General features: G+C 67.6%; 33 protein-coding genes. 19 read left to right on the top strand and 14 right to left on the bottom strand.

Features of this window, described 5'->3' with window-relative positions:
• Window positions 1–27: 27 nt before the first annotated feature.
• Window positions 28–1,257, bottom strand: a complete 1,230-nt coding sequence (locus GO606_RS03810; RefSeq protein WP_246979342.1) for an Eco57I restriction-modification methylase domain-containing protein — start codon at window positions 1,255–1,257, stop codon at window positions 28–30.
• 210 nt (window positions 1,258–1,467) lie between these two features.
• Between GO606_RS03810 and GO606_RS03815 the strand changes: the two genes are divergently transcribed.
• From GO606_RS03815 to GO606_RS03850, 8 genes are all read left to right on the top strand, one after another.
• Window positions 1,468–2,247 (top strand): EcsC family protein, encoded by a 780-nt coding sequence (locus GO606_RS03815; RefSeq protein WP_169118854.1) that lies wholly within the window; start codon window positions 1,468–1,470, stop codon window positions 2,245–2,247.
• 59 nt (window positions 2,248–2,306) lie between these two features.
• Complete coding sequence (locus GO606_RS03820; RefSeq protein WP_169118853.1) at window positions 2,307–2,705, top strand: DUF488 domain-containing protein; 399 nt, start codon at window positions 2,307–2,309, stop codon at window positions 2,703–2,705.
• A 184-nt stretch (window positions 2,706–2,889) separates the two neighbouring features.
• Window positions 2,890–3,078 carry a periplasmic nitrate reductase, NapE protein gene (gene napE, locus GO606_RS03825; protein ID WP_169118852.1) on the top strand — a complete coding sequence of 63 codons (189 nt, stop codon included), beginning with the start codon at window positions 2,890–2,892 and terminating at the stop codon, window positions 3,076–3,078.
• A gap of 40 nt (window positions 3,079–3,118) precedes the next feature.
• A complete protein-coding gene (locus GO606_RS03830; protein ID WP_169118851.1) occupies window positions 3,119–3,409 on the top strand; it encodes a chaperone NapD in 291 nt (96 codons plus the stop codon).
• On the top strand, window positions 3,381–5,873 hold the full coding sequence (napA, locus tag GO606_RS03835) for a periplasmic nitrate reductase subunit alpha (RefSeq protein ID WP_169118850.1): 2,493 nt from the start codon (window positions 3,381–3,383) through the stop codon (window positions 5,871–5,873). The genes GO606_RS03830 and napA overlap by 29 nt, the downstream gene beginning before the upstream one ends.
• 9 nt (window positions 5,874–5,882) lie before the next feature.
• The gene (locus GO606_RS03840) at window positions 5,883–6,437 is read left to right on the top strand and encodes a nitrate reductase cytochrome c-type subunit (RefSeq protein ID WP_246979344.1); all 555 of its coding nucleotides are present in this window, start codon (window positions 5,883–5,885) and stop codon (window positions 6,435–6,437) included.
• The gene (locus GO606_RS03845) at window positions 6,434–7,105 is read left to right on the top strand and encodes a cytochrome c3 family protein (RefSeq protein ID WP_169118849.1); all 672 of its coding nucleotides are present in this window, start codon (window positions 6,434–6,436) and stop codon (window positions 7,103–7,105) included. The genes GO606_RS03840 and GO606_RS03845 overlap by 4 nt, the downstream gene beginning before the upstream one ends.
• A 372-nt stretch (window positions 7,106–7,477) precedes the next feature.
• Window positions 7,478–7,972, top strand: a complete 495-nt coding sequence (locus tag GO606_RS03850) for a chaperone NapD (RefSeq protein ID WP_169118848.1) — start codon at window positions 7,478–7,480, stop codon at window positions 7,970–7,972.
• 46 nt (window positions 7,973–8,018) lie between these two features.
• On the opposite strand, the gene GO606_RS03855 is transcribed toward GO606_RS03850, so the two are convergent.
• Window positions 8,019–9,071, bottom strand: coding sequence for an extracellular catalytic domain type 1 short-chain-length polyhydroxyalkanoate depolymerase (locus tag GO606_RS03855; protein WP_169118847.1), 1,053 nt, complete (start codon window positions 9,069–9,071; stop codon window positions 8,019–8,021).
• 278 nt (window positions 9,072–9,349) lie between these two features.
• On the opposite strand from GO606_RS03855, the gene GO606_RS03860 reads away from it, so the two are divergent.
• Complete coding sequence (locus GO606_RS03860; protein WP_246979346.1) at window positions 9,350–10,366, top strand: MBL fold metallo-hydrolase; 1,017 nt, start codon at window positions 9,350–9,352, stop codon at window positions 10,364–10,366.
• Window positions 10,367–10,369: 3 nt separating this feature from the next.
• Here the strand turns inward: GO606_RS03860 and GO606_RS03865 are convergent, their stop codons facing one another.
• Window positions 10,370–11,089: a DUF1499 domain-containing protein gene (locus GO606_RS03865; RefSeq protein ID WP_169118846.1), complete on the bottom strand. Its 720-nt coding sequence runs from the start codon at window positions 11,087–11,089 to the stop codon at window positions 10,370–10,372.
• A gap of 307 nt (window positions 11,090–11,396) precedes the next feature.
• On the opposite strand from GO606_RS03865, the gene GO606_RS03870 reads away from it, so the two are divergent.
• Together GO606_RS03870 and GO606_RS03875 are read left to right on the top strand one after the other, a co-directional pair.
• On the top strand, window positions 11,397–11,621 hold the full coding sequence (locus tag GO606_RS03870; RefSeq protein ID WP_169118845.1) for an antitoxin MazE family protein: 225 nt from the start codon (window positions 11,397–11,399) through the stop codon (window positions 11,619–11,621).
• Window positions 11,622–11,635: 14 nt separating this feature from the next.
• Window positions 11,636–11,944: a type II toxin-antitoxin system PemK/MazF family toxin gene (locus tag GO606_RS03875; RefSeq protein WP_246979347.1), complete on the top strand. Its 309-nt coding sequence runs from the start codon at window positions 11,636–11,638 to the stop codon at window positions 11,942–11,944.
• 146 nt (window positions 11,945–12,090) lie between these two features.
• On the opposite strand, the gene GO606_RS03880 is transcribed toward GO606_RS03875, so the two are convergent.
• The 4 genes from GO606_RS03880 to GO606_RS03895 all read right to left on the bottom strand — a co-directional run bounded on the left by GO606_RS03880 (window position 12,091) and on the right by GO606_RS03895 (window position 13,719).
• Window positions 12,091–12,510 (bottom strand): type II toxin-antitoxin system VapC family toxin, encoded by a 420-nt coding sequence (locus GO606_RS03880; RefSeq protein ID WP_169118844.1) that lies wholly within the window; start codon window positions 12,508–12,510, stop codon window positions 12,091–12,093.
• Complete coding sequence (locus GO606_RS03885) at window positions 12,507–12,761, bottom strand: FitA-like ribbon-helix-helix domain-containing protein (protein WP_169118858.1); 255 nt, start codon at window positions 12,759–12,761, stop codon at window positions 12,507–12,509. The genes GO606_RS03880 and GO606_RS03885 overlap by 4 nt, the downstream gene beginning before the upstream one ends.
• A gap of 179 nt (window positions 12,762–12,940) precedes the next feature.
• The gene (locus GO606_RS03890; protein WP_246979349.1) at window positions 12,941–13,372 is read right to left on the bottom strand and encodes a hypothetical protein; all 432 of its coding nucleotides are present in this window, start codon (window positions 13,370–13,372) and stop codon (window positions 12,941–12,943) included.
• The gene (locus GO606_RS03895; protein ID WP_169118843.1) at window positions 13,369–13,719 is read right to left on the bottom strand and encodes a hypothetical protein; all 351 of its coding nucleotides are present in this window, start codon (window positions 13,717–13,719) and stop codon (window positions 13,369–13,371) included. Before GO606_RS03895 ends, GO606_RS03890 begins: the two co-directional genes overlap by 4 nt.
• Before the next feature lie 128 nt (window positions 13,720–13,847).
• Between GO606_RS03895 and GO606_RS22070 the strand changes: the two genes are divergently transcribed.
• Window positions 13,848–14,087 carry an IS4/Tn5 family transposase DNA-binding protein gene (locus tag GO606_RS22070; RefSeq protein WP_425532185.1) on the top strand — a complete coding sequence of 80 codons (240 nt, stop codon included), beginning with the start codon at window positions 13,848–13,850 and terminating at the stop codon, window positions 14,085–14,087.
• A 164-nt stretch (window positions 14,088–14,251) separates the two neighbouring features.
• Here the strand turns inward: GO606_RS22070 and GO606_RS03900 are convergent, their stop codons facing one another.
• Entirely contained in the window at window positions 14,252–14,689 is a 438-nt protein-coding gene (locus GO606_RS03900; RefSeq protein ID WP_169118842.1) for a transcriptional regulator, read from the bottom strand.
• Between the two features lie 211 nt (window positions 14,690–14,900).
• Between GO606_RS03900 and GO606_RS03905 the strand changes: the two genes are divergently transcribed.
• Window positions 14,901–16,274 (top strand): putative bifunctional diguanylate cyclase/phosphodiesterase, encoded by a 1,374-nt coding sequence (locus GO606_RS03905; protein WP_169118841.1) that lies wholly within the window; start codon window positions 14,901–14,903, stop codon window positions 16,272–16,274.
• A 123-nt stretch (window positions 16,275–16,397) separates the two neighbouring features.
• Here the strand turns inward: GO606_RS03905 and GO606_RS03910 are convergent, their stop codons facing one another.
• The 4 genes from GO606_RS03910 to pyrE form a co-directional block, all read right to left on the bottom strand.
• The gene (locus tag GO606_RS03910; protein WP_169118840.1) at window positions 16,398–17,180 is read right to left on the bottom strand and encodes an NAD-dependent deacylase; all 783 of its coding nucleotides are present in this window, start codon (window positions 17,178–17,180) and stop codon (window positions 16,398–16,400) included.
• Window positions 17,173–19,257, bottom strand: coding sequence for a molybdopterin-containing oxidoreductase family protein (locus GO606_RS03915; protein ID WP_169118839.1), 2,085 nt, complete (start codon window positions 19,255–19,257; stop codon window positions 17,173–17,175). The genes GO606_RS03910 and GO606_RS03915 overlap by 8 nt, the downstream gene beginning before the upstream one ends.
• Window positions 19,258–19,361: 104 nt before the next feature.
• A complete protein-coding gene (locus tag GO606_RS03920; protein ID WP_169118838.1) occupies window positions 19,362–19,997 on the bottom strand; it encodes a DUF4124 domain-containing protein in 636 nt (211 codons plus the stop codon).
• Window positions 19,975–20,622 carry an orotate phosphoribosyltransferase gene (pyrE, locus tag GO606_RS03925; protein ID WP_169118837.1) on the bottom strand — a complete coding sequence of 216 codons (648 nt, stop codon included), beginning with the start codon at window positions 20,620–20,622 and terminating at the stop codon, window positions 19,975–19,977. Before pyrE ends, GO606_RS03920 begins: the two co-directional genes overlap by 23 nt.
• Before the next feature lie 32 nt (window positions 20,623–20,654).
• Here pyrE and GO606_RS03930 point away from each other — a divergent pair, with 32 nt between their 5' ends.
• Window positions 20,655–21,437, top strand: a complete 783-nt coding sequence (locus tag GO606_RS03930) for an exodeoxyribonuclease III (protein WP_169118836.1) — start codon at window positions 20,655–20,657, stop codon at window positions 21,435–21,437.
• Window positions 21,438–21,548: 111 nt separating this feature from the next.
• Here the strand turns inward: GO606_RS03930 and GO606_RS03935 are convergent, their stop codons facing one another.
• On the bottom strand, window positions 21,549–21,881 hold the full coding sequence (locus GO606_RS03935; protein WP_169118835.1) for a type II toxin-antitoxin system RelE/ParE family toxin: 333 nt from the start codon (window positions 21,879–21,881) through the stop codon (window positions 21,549–21,551).
• Window positions 21,878–22,129, bottom strand: coding sequence for a type II toxin-antitoxin system ParD family antitoxin (locus GO606_RS03940; protein ID WP_169118834.1), 252 nt, complete (start codon window positions 22,127–22,129; stop codon window positions 21,878–21,880). The genes GO606_RS03935 and GO606_RS03940 overlap by 4 nt, the downstream gene beginning before the upstream one ends.
• A 432-nt stretch (window positions 22,130–22,561) precedes the next feature.
• Here GO606_RS03940 and GO606_RS03945 point away from each other — a divergent pair, with 432 nt between their 5' ends.
• From GO606_RS03945 to GO606_RS03965, 5 genes are all read left to right on the top strand, one after another.
• Window positions 22,562–22,876, top strand: a complete 315-nt coding sequence (locus GO606_RS03945; RefSeq protein ID WP_169118833.1) for an ElaB/YgaM/YqjD family protein — start codon at window positions 22,562–22,564, stop codon at window positions 22,874–22,876.
• Between the two features lie 11 nt (window positions 22,877–22,887).
• A complete protein-coding gene (locus tag GO606_RS03950; RefSeq protein ID WP_169118832.1) occupies window positions 22,888–23,271 on the top strand; it encodes a phage holin family protein in 384 nt (127 codons plus the stop codon).
• A complete protein-coding gene (locus GO606_RS03955) occupies window positions 23,268–23,594 on the top strand; it encodes a YqjK-like family protein (protein WP_169118831.1) in 327 nt (108 codons plus the stop codon). The genes GO606_RS03950 and GO606_RS03955 overlap by 4 nt, the downstream gene beginning before the upstream one ends.
• 169 nt (window positions 23,595–23,763) lie before the next feature.
• Window positions 23,764–24,321, top strand: coding sequence for a hypoxanthine-guanine phosphoribosyltransferase (locus tag GO606_RS03960; protein WP_169118830.1), 558 nt, complete (start codon window positions 23,764–23,766; stop codon window positions 24,319–24,321).
• 11 nt (window positions 24,322–24,332) lie between these two features.
• Entirely contained in the window at window positions 24,333–24,677 is a 345-nt protein-coding gene (locus GO606_RS03965; protein WP_169118829.1) for a DUF1840 domain-containing protein, read from the top strand.
• Window positions 24,678–24,680 lie beyond the last annotated feature (3 nt).

Below are 24,680 nucleotides of genomic sequence, written 5' to 3' on the forward strand. Positions count from 1 at the left end.
AGCCGGTGTAGCGTGCTCCCACGCCACTCAGACCGCGGCGAAGGCCCGGAAGTGCTCCGGCAGCGGCGCGTTCTCGAGGCTGCGCTGCGAAAAGAGGAAGCGGCCATCGCAGACGAAGCCCAGATCGGCCCAGTCGACGTCGTTCAGCGCATCGCGGAAAGCCGCGATATCGATGTCCGCGCGGCGCGGGAAAACCGCCAGCACCGCGCCGTCGTAATGGCGGCATTCGTGCAGGAAGAACGGCCGTGGCGTGCGCGTGCGGCCATTGACGTACACGCGCGGCTGCTCCGACTGATGGTAGCCGCGCCCCCAGTGCCACCAGTTCGACTCGTCGAAAGGCTGGACGCGGCGCGCGATCAGCCGCGTCTTGTGCGCGAGCAGCGCCGGCGGGGGCGGTTCACCCGGCGCGATCCACAGCATGCGGCGCGTCTCGCCGGTCCTGACCGTCGCCGAGCAGACGAAATCGCGGTTCGCACCCGCCGCGCCGGCGTACAGGTCGTCCGCGCCCGACACTGCGCCGACCTTGACGAACGCGACGTTCGAGAGCCGCAATGGATAGTCGCCGCGCGCGAACATCAGGTGCCCGGCGCATTCGATGAGGTGGCGGACCTCCCAGCGCGGCGCGGCGAGGGCCGCGGCAAGGCGGTCGGCGACGCCGATCTGCGCGTAGCGCATGCCGCGCGCGAAGCAGTCCTTCTCGAAGCGCCAGACCAGGCAGTTCGGCACCGCGTCGTCGAACACCCGCGCGTCGCCCAGTTCGATCGCCTCGGTGATCGTGCCGGCGGCGAACAGCAGCCGGTTGAGCTTCACGGCGGAGGTTCCCTTGAGGAAGTCGCGCGGCGTGATGAAGATCAGCTCGCCGCCCGGCGCAAGATGGCGCACGCACTTCTCGATGAAGAACAGGTACAGGTTCGAGCGCCCGTCGAAATGTTCCGCGTGCAGCAGCTGTCGCGTCGCCGGCGGAATGTCCTGGAAGCGCACGTAGGGCGGATTGCCGATGATGGTGTCGAAGCGCTCGGCGACCGGATAGGCGAAGAAATCCTCGTTCAGCGCGCCCGGCGGACAGTGTGCGCGATCGAACTCGATGCCCACCGCGCCGGGCAGGTGGCGCAGGAACGCGCCGTCGCCGCACGCCGGCTCGAGCACGCGGCCGCGATTGCGCCGCAGCGCGAGCATCGCCTGCACGACCGGCTCCGGCGTGAACACCTGGCCGAGCGCGGCGACGTCACGCAGGCCGAGTTCGAGCTGCACGCTCATGCGCGGCAGTCCGCAGCGCCGGCGCGGACGCTTCCGCGGCGGGGTGGTTGCACGGGTTTCATCGGCATCCTCGGGCTCGTATCGGGAAACAGCAAAGCCTGCGAAGATAAACCGCCGCGCAGACCGACGCAACGCGCGGCGCCCGCGCGGAGGTCCGGGAGGGAACCGTCTTCCCCGCCGCACCTCTGACGTTCGATACCGGAGCCACGCATGGGACTGACCGCTGCAGACATCGAAGACCTGCGCCGCGCGCGCGCGCTGCTCGAGAACCCCGGGCTGGCCGCGCGCATCAGCGACGTCGTCGGGTCACCGATCGAGCGCGGCTTCGGAATGCTGCCGAAGAGCTGGAACGCGGCGGTGATGAACGCCACGCGCAAGGCGATCGAGGCCGCGCTCGACGTCGCATTGCGCACACTGGACCCCGAACGGGCCGAGACGACGTCGAACCGCTGGCACAAGCTCGCGGTGGGGACGACCGGCGCGGCGGGCGGCGCATTCGGCCTCGCGGCGCTGGCGATCGAGCTGCCGCTGTCGACGACGATCATGCTGCGCTCGATCGCCGAGATCGCGCGCAGCGAGGGCGAAGACCTCGGCTCGGCCGAAGCGCGCCTGCAGTGCGTCCAGGTGCTGGCGCTGGGCGGGAAATCCGGTCATGACGACGCCGCGGAGACGGGATACTTCGCGGCGCGCGCGGCGATGGCGAAAGCCGTGTCGGAGGCCGCACGATACGCCGCGCAGCAGGGCGCGATCGCCCGTGGCGCGCCGGCGATCGTGCAGCTCATCACCCAGGTCGCGTCGCGTTTTTCGATCACCGTGTCGCAGAAAGTCGCGGCACAGGCGGTGCCGGTCGTCGGCGCGCTCGGCGGGGCGCTGATCAACACCTTGTTCATCGACCACTTCCAGGACATGGCCCGCGGCCACTTCATCGTGCGTCGCCTCGAACGGGTGCATGGTGCCGACCAAGTCAGGCTCGTCTATAAGGAACTGTGAAGCTCGCCACAGGCCGCGCCACCGGCGACAGTCCCGCGGCAACATACGAGGAGGCAGCGATGGTCGTTCGTATCGTGCGGCTCGGTACGCCGCGCGCCGCAGACGAAGGGTTGCGCATCGGGACTGTGCGCCGGCCTCCGCGCGGCGTACCGAAAGCCGAGTTCGCATCGCGCGACTGGTACGACGTCTGGTATCCGAACCTCGCGCCGAGCGTGGCGACGATGAAGATGGCGCAACACGCCAGCACGCCCGCCGACTGGCAGGCTTTTGCCAGGCACTACCGCGCCGAGATGGTGACACCCGAGAACAGCCGTTCGCTCGACGTGCTCGCCGCGCTGTCGCACCACGCGAACTTTTCCGTCGGCTGCTATTGCGCCGACGAGTCGCACTGCCATCGCTCGATTCTTCGCGCGCTGCTGGCCGAAAAAGGCGCGCGGGTGGATCCCCCCAGCTCCTGAATCCTGCGCCTGCCCGGCTGAAAAACTTACCGGTTTCTTGCAGTCTTTTTGCAGTTTCTACCGCTCCGGGGCGATCACCGACGGCAGCGGCCGCGGGAACCGGCAGGCGGCCCCGGGTCCGCCGATTGCTGAAGCAAGATTCGCCGTCGTAGACGAATCCCGTTACCGGCTACCGGAGACCGTCATGCCTGTGTCGCCTGTGTCGCAACCCCCTGCGTCGGCTCCTCCGCCTTCGACGCGGCAGGAAGAGCTGCGCAGCTTCCTGTTCCTCGCCGTCGTGACCGCGCCGGTGCTCGCCGTCATCGTCGTCGGCGGCTACGGTTTCCTCGTCTGGATGTACCAGCTGCTGTCCGGCCGGCTGCCGACGGCCTAGTGTCGTGCCCCCGCAAGCTGCGATACCCGAAGTCCCCGCGATGCCTGAAGTGCACATCGCCGGAATTCTCGTGCAGGCGCGCGCCGAGCGCGTCGCGAGCGTCACCGAGGCGATCCGCGCGCTGCCGGGGCTCGACGTTCCGGCCGTCGCGGCGGGCCGGCTGGTCGTCGTCAGCGAATGCGCGAGCGCCGCCGGGACGCTCGCGCTGATCGACTGCATCCGTGCCCTGCCCGGCGTGCTGAACGTCGCGCTGGTCTATCAGCACGCCGAAAGTGCCGGCGCGATGGAAGAGGAGGTGTCCGATGAAACTGACCCGCCGGGAGTTCATTAAGCACTCGGCCGCTGCCGCGACCGCCGTCGCGGCGGGAATCCCGCCCGACGCGTTCGGCCAGAACGTCGTCACCGACCGGCTGCTGACGCAGCTGAAGTGGGACAAGGCGCCGTGCCGTTTCTGCGGCGTCGGCTGCGGCGTCAATGTCGCAGTCAAGGACGGCCAGGTGGTCGCGACGCACGGCGACATCAACGCCGAGGTGAACCGTGGCATCAACTGCGTGAAAGGCTATTTCCTGTCGAAGATCATGTACGGCGCGGACCGCCTCACCGAGCCGCTGCTGCGCCAGACGAACGGGCAGTACGACAAGAACGGCGAGCTGCAGCCGGTGTCGTGGGAGCGCGCCTTCGACGTCATGGCCGAGCAGTTCAAGAAGACGCTGCGCGACAAAGGGCCGAGCGCGGTCGGGATGTTCGGCTCGGGGCAATGGACGATCTGGGAAGGCTACGCCGCGCTGAAGCTGATGAAAGCCGGATTCCGCACCAACAACCTCGACCCGAACGCGCGCCACTGCATGGCGTCCGCCGTGGCCGGCTTCATGCGCACCTTCGGCATGGACGAGCCGATGGGCTGCTACGACGACATCGAGCAGGCCGACGCCTTCGTGCTGTGGGGTTCGAACATGGCCGAGATGCACCCGATCCTGTGGACCCGCGTCACCGACCGCCGGCTGTCGGCGCCGCACGTGAAAGTCGCAGTGCTGTCGGTGTTCGAGCATCGCTGCTACGACCTCGCCGATGTCGCCCTGACTTTCCGGCCGCAGACGGACCTGGCGATCCTCAATTACATCGCGCACCACATCATCCGCAGCGGCCACGTGAATCGCGACTTCGTGAACCGGCACACGCGCTTCATGCTCGGCAACACCGACATCGGCTACGGGCTGCGGCCCGAACACCCGCTGCAGAAGGGGAAGAATATCGGCGACCCCGGTGGCGGCAAGCCGATCACGTTCGACGAGTACGCGGCCTTCGTCAGCCGCTACGACCTCGACACGGTCGCCGAGCTGTCGCACGTGCCGCGCGAGCGCCTCGAACGGCTCGCGCAGCTGTACGCCGACCCGGCAGTGAAGCTCGTGTCGTTCTTCACGATGGGTTTCAACCAGCACACGCGCGGCACCTGGTGCAGCAACCTGCTCTACAACCTGCATCTGCTGACCGGCAAGATCTCGGCGCCGGGCAACGGCCCGTTCTCGCTCACCGGCCAGCCGTCGGCCTGCGGCACGGCGCGCGAGGTCGGCACGTTCTCGCACCGCCTGCCGGCCGACATGCTCGTGACGAACCCCGAGCACCGCAAGAGCGCCGAGCGCATCTGGAAGCTGCCGCCGGGCACGATTCCGGACAAGCCGGGCTACCACGCGGTGCTGCAGAACCGCATGCTCAAGGACGGCAAGCTCAACGCGTACTGGGTGATGTGCAACAACAACATGCAGGCAACGCCGAACATCATGGAGGAGGGGTATCCCGGTTATCGCAACCCGGCGAATTTCATCGTCGTCTCGGACGCCTACCCGACCGTGACGACGCTCGCCGCCGACCTCGTGCTGCCGACCGCGATGTGGGTCGAAAAGGAAGGCGCGTACGGCAACGCCGAACGACGCACGCAGTTCTGGCACCAGCTCGTCAAGGCGCCGGGGCAGGCGCGCTCGGATCTGTGGCAGCTGGCCGAATTCTCGAAGCGCTTCCGCGTCAGCGAAGTGTGGCCGAAGGAACTGCTCGACCAGGCCCCGGCCTGGCGCGACAAGACGCTGTTCGACCTGCTCTTTCGCAACGGCAGCGTCGACCGTTTTCCGAACTCGCAGATCGAGCCCGGCTACCTGAACGACGAAGCCGAGGCTTTCGGCTTCTACATCCAGAAAGGCCTGTTCGAGGAATACGCCGAATTCGGCCGCGGCCACGGCCACGACCTTGCGCCGTTCGATATGTATCACGAGGCGCGCGGGCTGCGCTGGCCGGTCGTCAACGGCCGCGAGACGCGCTGGCGCTACCGCGAAGGCTACGATCCGTACGTCAAGGCGGGCGAAGGGGTGCGCTTCTACGGCCACGCGGACGGCAAGGCGGTCCTCTACGCGCTGCCGTACGAACCCGCCGCCGAGGAGCCCGACAGCGACTATCCGTTCTGGCTATGCACCGGCCGCGTGCTGGAACACTGGCATTCCGGTTCGATGACGCGGCGCGTGCCCGAGCTGCATCGTGCGGTACCGAACGCGGTGTGCTTCATGCACCCGGAGGACGCGCGCCGGCTCGGGCTGCGGCGCGGCGACGCGGTCGAACTGGTGTCGCGGCGCGGCGCGATGAAGACCCGCGTCGAGACGCGCGGGCGTGACAAGCCCCCGCCCGGCCTCGTGTTCGTGCCGTGGTTCGACGCCAGCCAGCTGATCAACAAGGTGACGCTCGACGCGACCTGCCCGATCTCGCTGCAAACCGACTTCAAGAAATGCGCGATCAACATCCGCAAGGCGTAGGAGAACGCAATGCGCGCCCTTCCTGTGATGCGTCCTGTCAGCCTCGTCGTCCTGTGCGCCGCCCTCGGCTTCGCGCCGGCCGCCACGCTCGCGCAGCGGCCGGTGCCTTCCGACCTGCCCGGCCATTACGACCGCATGCGCGGCAACGTGCCGATCCCCGAGGAGGCCACCCCGCCGCCGCTCACCAACCCGGACAACAGCGACGTGCGCCGCTCGCGCGCGTACGCGATGCAGCCGCCGGTGGTGCCGCACAAGATCGAAGGCTACCAGCTCGACCGCAACGCGAACCGCTGCATGTTCTGCCATGCCCGCACGCGCACCGAGCAAAGCCAGGCGCCGATGATCAGCGTCACGCACTTCCAGGACCGTGACGGCAACTTCCTCGCCGAGCTGTCGCCGCGACGCTACTTCTGCCTGCAGTGCCACGTCCCGCAGGCGCCGGTGAATCCGCTCGTCGACAGCCGCTTCGTCGACGTCGAAACGATGCTGCGCCGCAGCGGTTCACCGTCGGTCCCGCCGGGCGGGCCGGCGCCTGCGTCGCCGCGCGAGCCGGGGCAGCGATGATCGGCCTGCTGCGCCGTTACTGGCAGGTGATCCGGCGCCCTGCGGTCCATTACAGCCTCGGCTTCCTGACGATCGGCGGCTTCATCGGCGGCGTCATGTTCTGGGGCGCGTTCAACACGGCCCTCGAAGCGACGAACACCGAAGCGTTCTGCATCAGCTGCCACGAGATGCACGACAACGTCTACCAGGAGCTGCAGGGCACGATCCACTTCACGAACCGCAGCGGCGTGCGCGCGACCTGCCCGGACTGCCACGTGCCGCATCGCTGGACGTCGAAGATCGCGCGCAAGATGCAGGCCTCGAAAGAAGTCTGGGGCAAGCTCTTCGGCACGATCGACACGGCGGAAAAGTTCGAGGCGCTGCGCCTGCAGCTCGCGTCGAACGAATGGAAGCGGCTGAAGGCGAACGACTCGCTCGAATGCCGCAACTGCCACAAGTTCGAGTACATGGACTTCACGCGCCAGAGCCCGCGCGCAACCCGCGCGCATTCGACTTCGCTTGCGAGCGGCACGCGCACCTGCATCGACTGCCATGTCGGCATCGCGCACCGCCTGCCGGACCTCGCCGGCATTGCGAAGCTCCCCGAGGAGCGCCGCAGTCCCGATGCCTTGCCGGGGGTCGTGCGCAGCGGTGGCGTGGAACCGCCTGCCGAAGAAACGGCGGATTGAGGAATCCTGCGGACGCGCGCCGATCAAAGGTGCAAAAGGGCAGGCATGCTCCTATCGCCGTGCAGCTCCGGCGAAAGGGGGAGAAGCGTTTTTTGAACCCGCCCGCAGCGTGATTGCAGCCGCGGGATCTGCCCCGATGCACCCTCCACGGCATTCCGTCACCGGATGAATCTACTTGTTGTTGACATAGAGAACACCCATTACGCAGTATTCCTCACACGGCTTCCCGCGGGACGCCGTACTGGCCCACGGTAAACCCGCGAATGCACAGGGAGCGTTGAAAACTGGCGCGCCGGCCAACCCGAGGCATGCAATGAGCATCGCCGCCACCTTCCGTTTCTGCACAGCAGGCCCTGTCCTGGAGCGATGGCAATGGATGCACGATCGAGTTCCCAATGGAAGAGGCAGCATCAGCTCCCGCGCCTGATTCTTCTCGCGCTGGCGGGCGCTTTTCTCGGCATCGTCGTCGACCCGGCGCTCGCGCTGCTGCCGGTCGCGCTCCACTTCCTTTTCAGGAGCTTCGGCGCACGGCACGTCTCCGCGGCGGAGGGTTCTTCACCCCTGGTTGCCGAGGATTCCCCGGCCCATGTCCCGGGAATCCTCGTCGAGACGCAGCCCGAACGGACCGCGGAGGTTGCCCGGACAATCGCAGCGGTGCCCGAGCTCGACATCTGCACGATCAACCCGGCGGCAGGCAGACTCGCCGTGATCAGCGACTGCACGCGCTTCTCCGACACTCTGGAACTGGTCGGCTGGATACGGGAAATCCCCGGCGTGGTGAGCGCGACACCGGTGTATCACCGCCCACATGTCGACGCGGCGAACGGCCCGCCGCGCCGTCGCCCCGAAAAACGCCACGCTCCTTAGGCCGCTCGCCCGGGCCCGGCATGGCCGGCGTGCATCCGCCGCTGCGTTACGCGACACACGCCTCAAAAAAACGCCAGCAGAGCTTCAGCGCGTCAGGCCCCTGCGGATCGGAGAAAGCCTGCTTCGATGCCCCGCCGCTCCACGCATGGCCGAGCCCCGCGACGCGGATCATCCGCACATATGCGCGGCGGCCGCGCTTCCAGTCAGTCACCGCATACGGATGCCGCGCCCCGCGCCGTGCCGTGCGGGATATCCCCGCCGAGGCGACGACCGGCGCCATCAGCCCGAGCCAAAGCGCAACCGATTCCTCGGCGTTCGCCCATGCAACGCTGCGATCGGCGTCGCCGTGGATGACGACCAGTGGCGGCAGGCGGCGCCCCGCGAGCCGCTGGCGCAGCCCCGCCAGTTCGGGCGAACGCCGGCCCCGCATCGCGTGCCCGGCCTGCAGCGCCGACGACGCGCTGTGCGGCACGGCGCCGGAGTGGGTGCCGACGGCGGCGAAAAGCGCCGGATAGCGCAGCGCGAGCGTCAGCGCCATCGCACCCCCCGCCGACAGGCCGAGCGCGAACACCCGGTCGGACCGCAACGGATGGGCGTCGCAGACGTGATCGACGATGGCTTTCAGGATCGCAGCCTCCGTCGCCACGACCGGCTCGCGCCCGAACCAGTTCCAGCAGCGGTTCGGGTTCGCCTCGGAGGCCTGCTCGGGCAACAGCACCGCGTAGCCCCCGGCGCGGGCGTTCGCCGCGGCGCGTGTCGTCGCCGCGAAACTCGCCGAATCCTGACCGCAGCCGTGCAACAGCACGACGAGCGGCAGCGGCCGGCGGATGCCCGGCGGCAGGTACAGGCGGTAGCGACGCATCGCCATCGGCCCGAGCCCCCAGCGGCCGACCTCCCAACGTCCGCCGCCGCGCGTCGCGGGAGGCGGGGTCGGCGTCGCGACGCCGGTCAATAGCTGCGTCGCGGCCTTGCGCAGCGCCGGTGCGGCGCGCTTTGCCGCCGCCTTGCCGGCCGCCCGGCTGATCTTTCCCGACGCGCGGGCGCTCGTCCGGGCAAAATCGAACCACACGCCGACCCAGCCGGATTTTCGTGCTCTCATCGGCGATTTCTCCCTGTGATGGCGATGCCGGCGAATTGCTCGCACGTTGCCGGGACGCCCGACGATAACCGCGATCGCCGCGGTTGCCCGCAAGCCTTTGTTTCATCCCTGTTGCGCCCGGAACGCACGATCCGGCGACCTCCGCCCCGTTCGCGCTTGCGCCGCCCCGACGGGCCGGATGCCGGACGGTGGTCTAAGCTTCGGAAAGGTTTTCCGGCGTTGACGGCGCCTGATCGGGTGGAATCGTGCTGCCGACCGCCCCTCACGGAGGGAAAAGAATGAAAACGACAGCTTTCGCGCTCGCAATCGCAGCAATCGCAGCAATCGCAGCAATCGCAGCAATCGCAGCAATCGCGGCGGCCGCCCCGGCCACTGCGGCCACGCCTGCTGCGACTGACGCAACCGTCAGGATCACTCCGCTCGGAAGCCACGACGGCGAATTCTGCGCGTTCGACCGCGCGATGGTGTTCGAGGACCCTGACGGCACCCGCGTCCTCTACGACCCCGGGCGCACCGTGCGCGGCGCGGACGACCCGCGGCTCGGGCAGATCGACGCGGTGCTGCTGACGCACGTGCATGGCGACCATCTCGGCGACGCCCACACGCCGGCGGCGAACGCGGGGGAATGCGGCAAACCGGATGCCTCGGTGAAGGTGACGCCGAATTCCAACACGGTGAACATCGCCGTCGGCAAGAAAGCGAAACTGATCGTCGGCGGCGAGATGCACGGCTTTCTCGCGGCCCGTGTCAAGGCCGCGGGCGGCGACCCGAAGCAGGTCCAGCTGCTGCGCTTCGGCGGCAGCGCAAAAGTCGGCGGAGTCGCCATTGCCAGCGTGCCGGCGGTGCACAGCAACGGCCTCGACCCGGCGTTTCTCGACGACGGCCATGCCGAAGCGCTGAAAGCCGCCGGACTGACCGCTTACGTCGGCCCGCCCGGCGGCTACGTGCTGAAGTTCTCGAACGGCCTCGTCGCGTACCTGTCCGGCGATACCGGCGTGACGGCCGAGCAGGATCTCGTCGTGCGGCGCTTCTACAACGCCAAGCTTGCGGTGATCAACATCGGCGGCACCTTCACGACAGGCCCGGCCGAAGCGGCTTATGTCATCAACGAAATGGTCAAGCCGAACGCGGTGATCGCGTCGCACGCGAACGAGGCGGCGACGCGCGACGGCCAGTTGCTGCCGGAGACGCGCACCGCGCAGTTCGGCAAGGCCCTGACAGCACCGATGCACCTGCCGCTGAGCGGCCGGACGATGACGTTCGACGCCGACGCAAAGTGCCTCTCCGGCTGCTGAACATCAAGCGGCGGAGTCCGCGAGCTTCGCCAGATAGGCACGGATCCGCTTCGCGTTGGCACCGACGTCACTGACGCCGACGCGTGACGCCGAGCGGACGTCGACGCGGCTGCCGCCGTCCGCCGGCGCGACGCGCACGACGACATCGTCCCTGAAGCCGAACCACAGCGTCGTTGCCGTCGCTTCGATCCGCCCCGCCGCGGCATCCTGCGCGACGATCTCCCAACCCATCGCGCGTGCCGTCCGCAGCGCCGACGCGAACGCTTCCTCGGGCGGCAGCGGCAGCACCAGCGGCCGGATATCCGGATAGGCGCGGCGCTGCGCCTCGGCAACCGCCGGGCCGCCATGCTCGGGCGGATTCGACGCGTCGCCCCGCTGCGCCAACACCGCGGCGAAAGCCGGCGGATTGTCGAGGTCCGTGCTGAGGTCGTGAATCGGCGGCACCTTGCCGGCCGCCTGCAACCAGTAGGCCGGCACGGCCGCGACGGCGAGGCCGAGCATGAGCGCAGCGGCGAACCAGCGTCCCTGCCCGGCGCGCAGCTTCGGCGCGAGCAGGCCGACGAGCGCAACCGCGGCCGCCGCGAGCCCGAAATACGCGGCCCATTTCAGCAGCAGGAAGCCGGTCGGAAACGGCCACAGCCCGAAGCGCGTGCCCGAACCGGACATGAACAGCACCAGGGCGGCGAGGATCGCGACGCCGAGCGTGAGGCGGGACAGCATCATGTCGAAGTCTCCCGGGTTCGATTCCCGCCCGTGCGGCGCCACGCGATGCATATTGGCCGGTGCCGCGAGGTGGTGGCAATCTCGGCGTCTTGTGCGCCGTCGGCGCGGGCCTGCTGTATGTTTAGCATACTGGTCTCAGCGACACGATGCTTGTTCCACCCTCAAGGGACACGAGCGCTCATGCCTGCCAAGGGTTGATGACCGCCTTCCGCCGCATGCCTGTCTCGACGCCATTTACCCGAGGCGTGTTGCATGTAACGATGGCAGCGACTATATTGTCGTATGTAACAGATAAAGGACGCTTCACATGGCAAACACGCCCGTAAATGCCCGCGTTCAAAAACACCGCGACGCGTTGCGCAGGGCCGGGCTTCGTCCGGTGCAGATCTGGGTGCCGGATACGCGACGGCCAGACTTCGCAGAGGAATGCCGCCGCCAGAGCCGTCTTGCTGCCGAAGTGGACATGGCCGACCTGGACCTGCAGCACTTCATGGATGAAGTCTTGGCTGACGTTGACGGCTGGACGGAATGATGCGGGGCGACCTCGTGACTGTCGCCATGCAAGGCGACTTTGGCAAGCCAAGACCCGCCCTGGTGATTCAAGCCGACTCGTTTAGCGAGCACGCCACCGTCACGGTGCTGCCGGTAACAAGCACGCTGGTCGCTGCGCCGCTGTTTCGCATCACTGTCCAACCGAGCCCGGAGAACGGCCTGCAGAAGCCTTCGCAGGTGATGGCGGACAAGGCGATGACCGTGAAACGCGCCAAGCTAGGGCAAGCCTTCGGCCGCATTGATGCGGATGCGATGGTGGAGGTCGAGCGTTGCCTGGCCGTGTTCCTGGGGATCGCCAAGTGAAGCGGTCGCCTTGAAGAGCAAAAATCTACGCGGAAACCCTGTCGGATAGGCTCGATGGCTGGAAACCTTGCCGCTGATGTTTTCCGTCTGCGAAGTGGCGGCTGATGTCAAGCGACGTTTGCTCTACCCCCAAGGGACACGAGCTCTCATGCCTGCCAAGGGTTGATGACCGCCGCGCCGGCGGCCTCGAAGGGGCTGGTGTTCCGTGTGGCGACCGCGAAACCGTTGGCGGCAGCGATCGCCGCGATGTAGCCGTCGGCGGTGGCAATGGCGAGCCCGGCTGTTCGTGCCTTGGCCATCAGCTCCGCATAGGCTCGCGTGCAGGCCAGGTCAAAGGGCAGCACGCGGCCGGCGAACAGCGGCAGCACGCGCTTTTCCAGGTTTTCCTGCAAGCCCGAGCGCCGCTTGCCAGCAGGCAGCAGCGCCACCCCCGCGCGCAATTCCGCGACGGTGATGGCGGACAAAAACAGCGTTTCCAGCGGCTGGACGTCGATCCACTCGATCACGCGGACTTCGGGCGCGTGGCGCAGCGGCTCCGACACCACATTGGTGTCCAGCAGGATCATTCGAAGCTCACCGGACGAGAAGGGATCTTGTCGCGCACCTGCTCGAAGACGGCGAACTCCTCATCGCTCAGCCTGGCTTGGCGGCCCATGTCGGCCAGCAGCGAGCCCAGCTTCACGCGGCCTTGCGGGCTGACGGCGGACTCCAGAATCTCACGCACCTCAGCCTCCATGCTGTGACCATGCCGGGCGGCACGCATGCGCAGGGCCCGGTGCACCGCCTCCGGAATGTTGCGAACGGTCAACATCGCCATCTTCACTACCTCGCTTTGCATTCGATGCATGCATTCTATTGATTTGAATGCACTCGGGCAAATGGCCTCACCCAGCCCGTGACTGACTTTCCCCTTGAGTACGGCCAGCGAGCGGGCGGAAAAGCGCAGCGCGACGGCGGGCGGCGCGAGTGCTGATCGCTCCGCTGCGGGGGCCGCACTCAGGCGAACCAGCGCAGAAAGGCCGCCGCCGACAGCGCGGCCGCGGCGAGGGCGAACAGCGCGCGCCATGCGTCCCGGCGACGCCGCTCCTGCCAGCGGTGGGCGAAGCGCAGATAGGCGGCGGCGAGCAGGAAGCCGCTCGCCGCGCAGACCATCTTCACGACGAGTGCCGCGACCGCGATGCCGTGCAGTTCCGGAAAGCGACCGTACCAGGCATAACTCACGGCGCCGAAGCCGGCGCCGCTCGCCGCCTGCAGCGCCCAGCCGGCGAGCGCGAGCCACGCAAGGCCGCGCGGCGCAGGCGGCCGCCCGTCTGCCCACCATGCCGCCGCCGCGCTGCCGGTGACGGCGACCGCCCCGAAGTTATGCACCAGCTGCACCAACGCATAAGCGAGGTTCTGCAGATCGACCGCCACCCCGGCGGCTCTCACTGCACGTCGACCTTGACGCACTTGTCGACACCGATCGGCGTGTGGTTCTTGTTCACCACCTTGATGCACAGCTCGTGCATGCCGCTGGCGAGCGGCTCCAGCTTGTGGCTGCCCTTCAGCTGACGCAGCACCGCCGCCTCGTCCCCGTCCACATAGAGGTGGGTGTGGTCGCCGCGCGGCCCCGGCGTCGCGTCATAGACGATCTCGATCGGCGCCGTCGCGGCGAGCTTGGCGCCGTCGGCCGGCGAACTGATCGTCACTGTCGCGTCCTGCGCGAAGGCGGCGGCAGCCAGGCCGAGGCTGGTGAAAAAACTGGCGCAAAGGGCGTGGCGGATCAGGGTCTTCATGTCTCTTCCTCCTCGTGAGTATCGAAAGCCCCCGCTTTCCAATGTAGCAGCCACGCCGGCCCTGGCCAGGCGCATTCCATTACACGCAACATGAAGGTCATCCCGTAACATCGTGATTTTTCGATCGGATCACGCCCACGCGCTGGGCTGCCGAAGAGTTCGAGATCCTCGACCTGGGCGACCAGCGGCTGAGCCGACGGGCGGTGCTGCAGGCCGAGCGCCTCGCCGCCCAGCCCACGGCGAGCATTCCGGTAGCCTGCGGTGGCTGGGCCGAGACCCAAAAATCTGCTCGAAGACGACGAACTCCTCATCGCTCAGCCTGGCCTGGCCGCAGGCGCCTTCCGCCGCAGGGTACTTCCGCTGCATGACCGATGCCAATCCCCTTGCCATCCGGCGGATAACGCCGCTGCGCGGCCCATCCGCCGTTCTGTCGACGGACTCGTGATACCGCCGCCCGGGTACCGCAGGATGAATTCGAGCGTTCGATCGCACCCGTTGCACAGCGCATCGAGGGCGTCGAGATTGTCCAGGCTCACTCCGAGGGCCGGTTGTCGCGTTCCAGCAGCAGTTGGTCAACCAGCTCAACGATCAACCGCCGCTGGTGCGCGCTGAGCCTGCGCAGGCCGGCCAGCAGCCGGGTTTCGACGACGTCGGCTGCGACCGACGCGTACTTGCCGTCGACCGGTTCGCGTGCCGGGGGGAAGGGCAGGACGACCGGATCGCCCGGCGTGCCATGGGTCAGCCAACGGGCGGAAACGCCCAGCCATGCCGCCAGCGTCTCGACCTTGTCCGGCGTGGGACGGGCCCTGCCGGTCAGCCATTTATGGACGGCTTGCTGCGTGACCGGGTCGCCACGGTGGCGCAGGTTGAACTCGACGGCGAGCTCGGCCGACGAGTGGATGGCCTTCGGGCTGCGCGTCAGCGCAAGCTTCAGTCGCTCGGCAAAGGCTCGCTTCTCACCGCTGGGCATCCGCGGAGTTTGAAGCACGGCCGTAATACTGAGAAAACCATCCAGTTGATCGCAACAACCAACGTGTATATACTCCGCCGGCTGTATGCGAATGCAATAGTCCGCAACATTACTCCCGGACAGCCATGACGATTCCCCTCCACGGCCGCGCCCTCCCTGCTGAAGACGATACCGCCGAAGCGCGCGGCGTCGCGACCGATGCAAAACGCTGATGGACCAGAAGCTCCGTACACGCGGCAGCCGTCGGCGGACCCGGTTGCACCGGCTCGCCTACTACGATGCCCTCACCGGCCTGCCCAACCGGCATCTCTTCGACGACCGCATCGATCACGCCGTTGCTCGCGCACGCCGCACCGGCACGTCATTCTCCCTGCTGTTCATCGACCTCGACCGCTTCAAGCAGGTGAACGACAGCCTGGGGCACAGCGCCGGGGACCGCCTCCTGATCGAGGTGGCCCGTCGCCTGCGCGAGACGACCCGTGAGTCCGATACCATCGCCCGGCTGGGCGGCGACGAGTTCACGGTGATTCTGGAAACCGCGCCCGACGCCGGCGCTGCCGCCGCGGCGGCGAGGAAAATCCTCGCGGCCCTTTCGGCGCCCGTGCCGATCGGCGACTGCAGGCTCCAGGTTTCGGCCAGCATCGGCATCGCATGCTTCCCGGACGACGGACGATCCGCCGAGGAGCTGATCCGAAACGCGGATACGGCGATGTACAGTGCCAAGGAAACAGATCGCGGACTGCTTCGTTTCTATACCCCGAAACTGCATGCCGGGGTATCGGAACGCTTGGAGCTCGAATCCAGTCTGCGTGAGTGCCTTGCCTCGCCCCCCGACGGCCTCCCCCTGATCTGGCAACCGCGGGTACGGCTGGCCGATGGCGTGCTCGTCGGAATCGCGGCGTCGGTGCAATGGAAGCACGCCGGCGGAGATACGGCTGGCCCCTCCCGTCGGATTCCGCTCGCCGAGCAATGCGGGATGAGCGTGGACATCGACCGCAGGGTGCTGGAGGAAGCGGCAAGTGCGGCGTCGCCGTGGCTGCAGTCGCACAACGCCCGGGCGCTGCGTATTACCCTCGACGTATCGCCCGCCCGCCTGCGCCACCGCGACGCAAGCGCGGAGACCCTCGCCACACTGCGGCAGCATGGCCTGCAGCCGGACCAGCTCGAGCTCCGGCTCCCCGAGAACGCGTTTGCATACCGCGATGCGGCGGCAGCGCATTTCGTCCGGCAACTCGGCGCATTCGGCGTCCGGTTCGCCGCGGAAGAAATCGGCACCGGCCATTCCGGCCTTGGCCACCTCGGGCAATCCGCGATCGACCGAATGAAGATCGCCCCACGCTTCATCCAAGACCTCACCACGAGCGAAACCGACCGCAAGATCGTCGCGGCGCTGATCGCGCTCGGTCACGCGCTGGGGCTCGCCGCCGTGGCGCTGGGCGTCGAAACCGAGGCGCAGCGTCGACTGCTCGAGCGCTTGGGGTGCGACGAAGCGCAGGGCGGCCTGTTCGGATCGCCGGCCGACCTCGACACCCTGTGGCGACACTGGGCCCCATTGGCCGTGCCGGGAGATGGACAACAATCGTAACCCGTTGCGCGCAGCCGGCCCTCGGTGGCCCCTGCCCCGCGCCCCCCGTACCTTCGCCCGCTGGCAGGGTTCACACGGCGTGCATGGGCTCGGGTAAGACAACTCCCCTTACGGCCTTCGGGTTCAGTCCTCCAGCGGCCGCTCCGGATGCAGCCGCCGCCACAGTTCCGGCATCGCCTCGGCCGCGCGCAGGCGCAGGCGGTGGGTGACGATCTCGCTGACTCCGGTTTCGCCGGGGTTGATCTCGACGCTCGGCACGCCGACCTGGTCGGCCCACCAGATCGGCCCCGAGATGTACGGGAAGACGCTGGTGGTACCGATCGACACGACGAGGTCGACGCCGTCGTCGAGCAGCGCCTCCAGCCGGCGCAGGCCGGTTTCCGGCAGCATTTCGCCGAACAGCACGACGTCCGGCCGCAACACCCCGCCGCACACCGGGCAGCCGGGCGGAATCCGCAGCCCGGAATAGTCGGGCACCGAGCGCGCGTGCTTGCATTCGGTGCAGCGCAGGCGATGCACGCTGCCGTGGATCTCGATGAGGTTGCGCGATCCGGCCGCGCGGTGCAGGCCGTCGACGTTCTGCGTCAGCACCCATACGCCGGGGTGCTCGTGCTCCAGCGCGGCGATGATGCGGTGCGCGATGTTCGGCGCGGCGCCGCGGCAGTTGGCCTCGATCTCGGCGATGTATTTCCACGCGACTTCAGGGCGCGCCTCCATCATCTCGCCCGACAGCGCTTCTTCGATCGTCAGCCCGTCGTCGGTCAGGCGCTCGTGGTAGAGCCCGCCGATGCCGCGGTAGGTCGGCAGGCCCGAATCGGCCGAGATGCCGGCGCCGGTGATGAACAGGATGCGCCGGGCCTCGGCAACCAGCCGCGCGACGGCATCGAGAACCTGCGCGTCAGTCATCGTGCGCCGCCTTCGCGACTTCGACGAGACAGTCATAGAACGTCGGGCCGCCGCCCATGTCGGTCAGCGCCTTTGATGTCACCGCGTTCGCGTTCTCGCCGTCGCCGGACAGCTTGCGCCACCACACCGAGGGCGCGACGACGACGCCGGGGCGCACGCGATCGGTGGGCACTGCGCGTGCGTGGAATGCGCCGCGCTCGTTGAAGATGCGCAGCCGGTCACCTTCGACGATGCCGCGCGCCGCCGCGTCGGCGGGGTGGATCTCGAGCGACGGGCCGCGTTCCTCGCCGAGAAAGCGCGGCAGGTTCGCGAAGCTGGTGTTGAGGAAGTTGCGCGCCGGCGGCGAAATCATCGCCAGCGGAAAGCGCGCCGCGAGCGCTGGGTTGCTGACCGGCGACTCGTGTGGCGGCACCCACGCCGGCAGCGGGTCGTGCCCTTGCCGGGCGAGGCTGGCGGAGAAAAATTCGCACTTGCCCGACGGCGTGAGGAAACCTCCTTTCGCGAACGGCGCGAACGGCCGCGGCAGGTTCAGGCGCGCCCAGCCCTGCGCGGCAAGGCAACGTTCCAGCCCATACATACGGTTGTCGCGGCGCTTGAACGCCGCCGCGGCGATCGCGTCGTCGGATTCGAACAGCGCCGGGTCGGTGAAGCCGAGCCGCGCGGCGAGCAGGCGGAACACTTCGGTGTTCGGCTTCGCCTCGCCGAGCGGCGCGATCGCCGGCTGGTTGTCGACCGCGTACAGGTGGCCGTAGGACTTGTGCAGGTCGCGGTGCTCGAGCTGGCTCGTTGCCGGCAGCAGGATGTCGGCGTAGTCGGCGGTGTCGGTCTGGAAGAGTTCGTGCACGACGCAGAACAGGTCCTCGCGCGCGAAGCCTTCGCGCACCCTGCGGTTGTCCGGCGCGACCGCGAGCGGATTCGAGTTGTAGACGTAGATCGCGCGGATCGGCGGGTCGTCCGCGGTGAGCAGCGCATCGCCGATCGTCGCCATGTTGATCGTGCGCGGCGGGCGACCGGGCGCGTGCGGGTACAGGTCGGGCCGCTCCAGCGCGTGCTGGTCGACGGGAAAATTGCCGGACGTCGACAGCACCGCGCCGCCGGCGGGATGGCGCCACGCGCCGGTCAGCGCCGGCAGGCACGCGATGTTGCGGATCGCCATGCCGCCGCCGGCGCAGCGGTTGAGCCCGTAATTGAGGCGGATCGCCGCGGGCTTTGCGCTGCCGTACTCGCGCGCGAGGCTGCGGATCGCCTCCGCCGACAGGCCGGTCAGCGGCGCCGCCCATTCCGGCGTGCAAGGTTTGACGCGTTCGGCGAGCGCGTCGAAGCCGAGCGTATGCGCTGCGATGTAGTCGCGGTCGAGCAGGTCGTCCTCGATCAGCACCTGCATCATCGCCAGCGCCAGCGCGCCGTCGCTGCCGGGCCATGGCGCGAGATGCTCGTCGCATTTTTCCGCAGTCTGCGTGCGCCGCGGGTCGATGCACACGAGCTTCGCGCCGCGCCGCTTCGCCTCCTGGAGGTAGCGCCAGCCGTGCAGGTTCGACACCACCGGGTTCGCGCCCCAGATCAGGATCAGCTTCGCGTCGACAAGCGCTTCCGGGTCCGTGCCGACCATTGCGCCGATCGTCGCTTTCCAGCCTGCGACGCCCGCCGACGAGCAGATCGTGCGATCGAGCAGCGACGCGCCGAGGCGATGGAAGAAGCGGAAATCCATGCTGCCGCCCTGCACGAAGCCGAGCGTGCCGCCATAGCTGTACGGCAGGATGCCGCGCGCATCGTCAGCGGCAATCGCACCGAACTTTGCGGCGATCGTGTCGAGCGCCTCGTCCCAGCCGATGCGCTCGAAGCGGCCTTCGCCTTTGCGGCCGACGCGCTTCATCGGGTGCAGCAGGCGCTGGTCCGAATACACCCGTTCAAGGTAGCGCGCGACTTTCGGGCACAGCGCGCCGTTCGTGAACGGCAGGTCGGCGGCGCCGCGGATGTTCACCGCGCGGCCGTCGACGACCGTCACTTCCATCGCGCAGGTATCGGGACAATCGTGCGGGCAGGCCGCGCGGACCACCTTTTCAACGGGCTGGCTCATGAGTTTTCCTCAAAACCGTCACAGGGCATCGCGTCCGCCAAAGGGCCGCCGTGCAGCGAACGCAGCGTCGTCGCCCCTTCGCGAAGAACGCTCAGCGCCGCCCCTCAGCGGCGCCCTTCTCCGGCCGCGATCAGCTCGGCGTAGCGGCGCCGGTCGGCGGCGAAACGCGCCTGCACGGCCTCGGTTTCGCGGATTTTCGCATCGATGATGCTTTTCTGCGCCGCGAGTTCGCCGTCGACGCTCTGCTGTGCGACCGCGATATTGCGCGGCAGCTCCTTGCCGCGGTAAGCCGCCGCCTCTTCGGCAAGGCGCCTGCGCTCGGCCAGCAGCTCGGTTTCGCGGGCACGCGCCGTTTCGATCTCGCCGCGGATATCGGCGATCGCGCGGTCCTGGCGGTTGTCGATGTCTTCGAGGCTCGTGTATGTATCGAGCAGCGCCTGGTCGAGCCGCCGCTGCTTGAGCAGGCGGGCTTCTTCATCCTTGCGCCGCTGCATCTCGGCGTCGCGCTGCGCGATCTCGCGACTCGTCAGCGGCGCCGCGACGTGGCGGCGCACCGTGCCCTGCGGACTGATTTCCCGATAGGCGCGGCCGTAGCAGACGGTCGGCAGCACATCGCCGCACACCGGCCTGCCGTTCGCGTCCTCGCAGCAATAGATCGTGCGCTCACTCTGCGCAGCGACTGCGGGCGGCAACGCCAAAAGCACTGCGCACAGCAGCTCAGCGCGGCGAACAAATGCCATACGTGTCGCGATAGGCCTGCACCGCGTCGAGATTCGCGGCGAGTTCCGGGCTATCGCCGAGGTAAGCGATAAGGTCGTCGAGCGTCGCCACGGCGATCACCGGAATATCGAAGCTTGCGCGCACTTCTTCGACCGCCGACTGGGCGCCCTTGCCACGCTCCATGCGGTCCAGCGCGATCACCACGCCGGCCGGGACAGCGCCACCGGCGCGGATCAGTTCGACCGACTCGCGCACCGACGTGCCCGCGGAGATCACGTCGTCGAGAATCAGCACTCGGCCATCGAGCGGCGCGCCGACCAGCGTGCCGCCTTCGCCGTGATCCTTCGCTTCCTTGCGGTTGAACGCGAAAGGCAGATTCACGCCGTCTTCGGCCAACCGGATCGCGACCCCGGCGACGAGCGGAATGCCTTTGTACGCCGGCCCGAACAGCATGTCGCACGGCACGTCCGCCGCACGCAGCGCGCGCGCGTAGAAGCCGCACAGCTCGCGGAACGACGCGCCGTCGTCGAACAGGCCGGCGTTGAAGAAATACGGCGAATTGCGCCCAGCCTTGGTCACGAACGAACCGAAGCGCAGCACCCCTTTGGCGCAGGCCAATGCAATGAAATCCCGGCTAAAATCCACGTTTTGCTTCCACTTTGAGCTTATCCGGCAGAATGTTACGCGTCATCACCCTCAACCTCAACGGCGTCCGCTCGGCGGTCAGCAAGGGCTTTCTCGACTGGCTCGCCGCGCAGCACGCCGATGTCGTCTGCGTGCAGGAGCTCAAGGCGCAGGCCGGCGATCTCACCGACGCGGTGCGCATGCCGAACGGCCACACCGGCTATTTCCATCACGCTGAAAAGAAAGGCTACAGCGGTGTCGGGCTCTACACGCGGCGCCCGCCCGACCGCATCGTCGAAGGACTCGGCATCGCCGACATCGACGCCGAAGGCCGCTTCCTGCAACTCGATTTCGGCCCGCTGTCAGTGGTGTCGCTGTATCTGCCGTCCGGCTCCAGTTCCGAGGAGCGGCAGCAGATCAAGTTCAGCTTCATGGAGCGCTTCCTGCCGCATCTCGCGACGCTGCGCGCCTGCGGCCGCGAGATCATCGTCTGCGGCGACTGGAACATCGCGCACCAGGAAATCGACCTGAAGAACTGGAAATCGAACCAGAAGAATTCCGGCTTCCTCCCCGAAGAGCGCGCCTGGTTCAGCCGCGTGCTCGAGGAGCAGGCGTGGGTCGACGTCTATCGCCGGCTGTATCCCGATGCCGGCAGCGAAGGCTACACCTGGTGGTCGAACCGCGGCCAGGCGTGGGCGAAAAATGTCGGCTGGCGCCTCGACTACCAGATCGCGACGCCCGGTATCGCCGCAACTGCGAGGTCTGCCTCTGTGTACAAAGCGGAGCGCTTCAGCGACCACGCGCCACTGGCGGTTGATTACGATTTCGGCTTCTGACCGTTCGCGAGGGAGTTCGATGCTACTGACCGGAGACGGGCCGGAAGCGGCCACTGAAAGCGGGCGTAAGCGGAGAGCTATTACTGGCTCGTGGAATGCCGGGCGGTGGCGTCAGGCGAAGGCTTCCGGGTCTTGCATCCAGGCGGGAATGTCGCGCTGGCCATGCAGCACACGCCAAACATCAATGTGATCTGGCCGTTCGATATAGAAGACGAGGTAGGGGTAGCGAGACAGCGCCCAAGAGCGCAGACCAGGAAGGTGCAATTGATGCCCATAGCGAGGCGAACCCGTGCCGGGATGGCGACTAATGTGGGTATAGGCCTGTTCCAATGCGTCGATGAAATCGAGTGCCACCGACGCGGCACCCTCTTCCAAGTAGTAGGCGACCGCGTCGTCAACGTCTTGGTTGGCCTGCTCGCGCGGAACCACCGGTTTGATCTTCACCCGCGAGAAACAGGCTTGGCAGCTTTGCGTACCCGGTCACGCAGCCCTTCGAAGTAAGCGACATCGGCTGGCGATGCCGGTGCAGAGGCTGCACCCGCCAGCAGCAAGCCACGCAACTTCTGGCGATCCTGATCCTTGCGGATCAACTCGCGCACGTACTCGCTGCTGGTGCCGTAGCCGCGCTCGCTGACCTGCGAGTCCACGAAGGCCTTCAGGCTGTCGGGCAAGGAAATGTTCATCGTGCTCATGGCTTCAGCCTAGGTGACTTGGCAAAATTTGGCAAGAATCGGGTTTCCGGGCCTCGATGCGCCTTGGGGTGCCGCTTCGCAGCGATGCCGATGACTACATTGGGTCGTTTGCCGAGACTGCCGACAGGCGCTTTCCGATATTTCATCCGGTGACTACCAAACCGCGACGCCGGGCATCGCCAGCTGCGGGGACAATGCGACCGCGTCCAAGGCGCTGCGTTTTTTGATTGCGCACCACTGATAATCGACCGCAAACGCAGCCTGTGACGACTCCCGCCAAGGACATGCGGTTTGCGGCGACCCCTCGCCCCTGTTCGTGCACTCCCCGCATGCATCGTTTCACTCACGATTTGCCTTCATTTGGGAATGGCGCTAGCGTGTACTCAGCTCGCGCGTCCGCGCGGATGTCATGACCTGAAAGGGGATCACAACATGCTGAATACAACCGATACGGTGTCCCGCGACAAGCTCGTCGCCGACTTCAAGGTGGTGGTCGCGGATGCCGAGGAACTGCTGAAACTGACCGCCGGCCAGGCAGGCGAGAAGCTCACCGATGTGCGCACGCGGCTGGGCGACCGCCTGGTCACGGCCAAGGACCGCATCGCGGATGCCGAATCCGCGGTGCGCGAACAGACGAAGAAAGTCGCCCATGCGACCGACGACTACGTTCACAAGAATCCTTGGCAATCGGTAGGCGTCGCCGCCGGCATCGCGTTCCTGCTCGGCCTGCTGGCCGGGCGTCGCTAATCCAATACCCGATGCCGGAGGATTCGAGGCCGCGTCTGGCCGCCAGCCTGCGCGGCCTCCTGGATTCGGGGCTGGGGATCGTCCAGTCGCGGCTCGAACTGCTCGTCGTCGAGGTGCAGGAAGAAAAGCTGCGCCTCGCCGGCCTGCTGCTGAACATCGTGCTCACCGCGGTGCTGGTCGGATTCGGCGTCGTGTTCCTGGCGATTTTCCTCACCGTGCTGTTCTGGGAAGAGCATCGCCTCCTCGCCCTCGGGCTCGGCACCGTGGCCCTGTTCGGCGCGGGCTTGTTCACCGCCTCCAACGCCGCCGCCGATCTGCGCCGCGGCACCCGGCTGTTCGCGGCGAGCCTCGCTGAACTCACACGCGATCGCGAAGCGGTGCGGCACAAGGAATGAACCCGAGGCTCGTCGAACTGGCGCTGAAGAAGCAGGCGCTGCAGATCCGCGCGGACCAGCAGCGCACGGAAATGCTCCGGCACCTGCGCGGCATCGAGTCCGCGCTCGATCTCGTCGACCGGGCGCGCGACCAGGTGCGCTGGGCGCGCGAGCACGTCCCGCTGCTGTCTTCCGTGGTGCTGATCGCGGCGCTCGTCAGGCCGCGCGCGACGTTACGTGTGGCGCGCCGGGCATGGCTCGGCTGGATCGTTTTCCGCAAGCTCGGTCAGCGCTTCGCCCCCGCGCTTGGGGCGTTCGAGCGCTGGCGCGCCGCCCGTTTGTAGCGATTCCGGCCCCTGCCGGCGAAACTTCCAGGGCCGGCGGCAGCCTCACGTAGCGGATCGGTTCGTCCGGCAAGTCGCCCGCCGCCCCGTACTGACCCCGGAAGCCGGGGCCATCGCCCGGTAGAATGGCCGGCCCGACGTTTTCGCAATGTTTCAGGAGGCTGCTGCAATGCCGGTCGATATGGACGAAATCATCCGCGCCCGCGAGGAGGCCGATTGCCTCGCCGACGCCACTGCGGTCGATGCTGCGCTCGCGCGCATGGCGGCGGAAATCACTGCGCAGATGGCCGGCAGCAATCCGATGGTGTACACGGTGATGAACGGGGGGCTGATCCTTGCCGGCCGCATCCTGCCGCGGCTGCCGTTCCCGCTCGAAGTCGGCTACCTGCATGCGACGCGCTACGGCCATGCGCTGAAAGGCACGCAGCTCGACTGGCGCGTTCGCCCGACGTCCGACCTGCGCGGGCGCACCGTGCTGGTGCTCGACGACATCCTCGACGAAGGCCACACGCTGCACGCGATCCTGCAGTACCTGCGCGCCGAAGGGGCGAAGGAAGTGCTGGCCGCGGTGCTCGCGCACAAGGTGCACGACCGCAAGGCCTACCCCGGGATGCGGGCGGATTTCACCGGAATCGACGTCGCCGACCGCTTCCTGTTCGGCTGCGGCATGGACTACAAGGGCTACTGGCGCAACGCGCCGGGGATATACGCAGTGAAGGGACTTTGAGGAGATCTGCGATGCTGTACACATTCAAATCGGACGCCGCCGCCGACGTCATCATGTTCGCCGACGTCGCGAAGAAGCTGGTCGCGATCCTCGGCAAGGATCCGGAAGACGTGAAAGGCATCGTCACCGTCGAACAACTGCCCGACGCGATCGAGCGGCTGCGCACTGCGATCGACGAGGACAAGGCGCGGCAGGCCGCGCGTGACGAGGAGACCGAGGAGGAAAAGGAGGCCGCCGCCGCCGCGGGCAAGACCGGCATGGGCGCGCCGGTCGGTCTCGCCCAGCGCGCGTGGCCGCTGCTCGACATGCTGCAATCGTCGCTGAAGGACGGCGTACCGGTCGTGTGGGGCGTCTGACCG

The sequence above is a fragment of the Aromatoleum anaerobium genome (assembly GCF_012910705.2).
Taxonomy (GTDB): Bacteria; Pseudomonadota; Gammaproteobacteria; order Burkholderiales; family Rhodocyclaceae; genus Aromatoleum; species Aromatoleum anaerobium.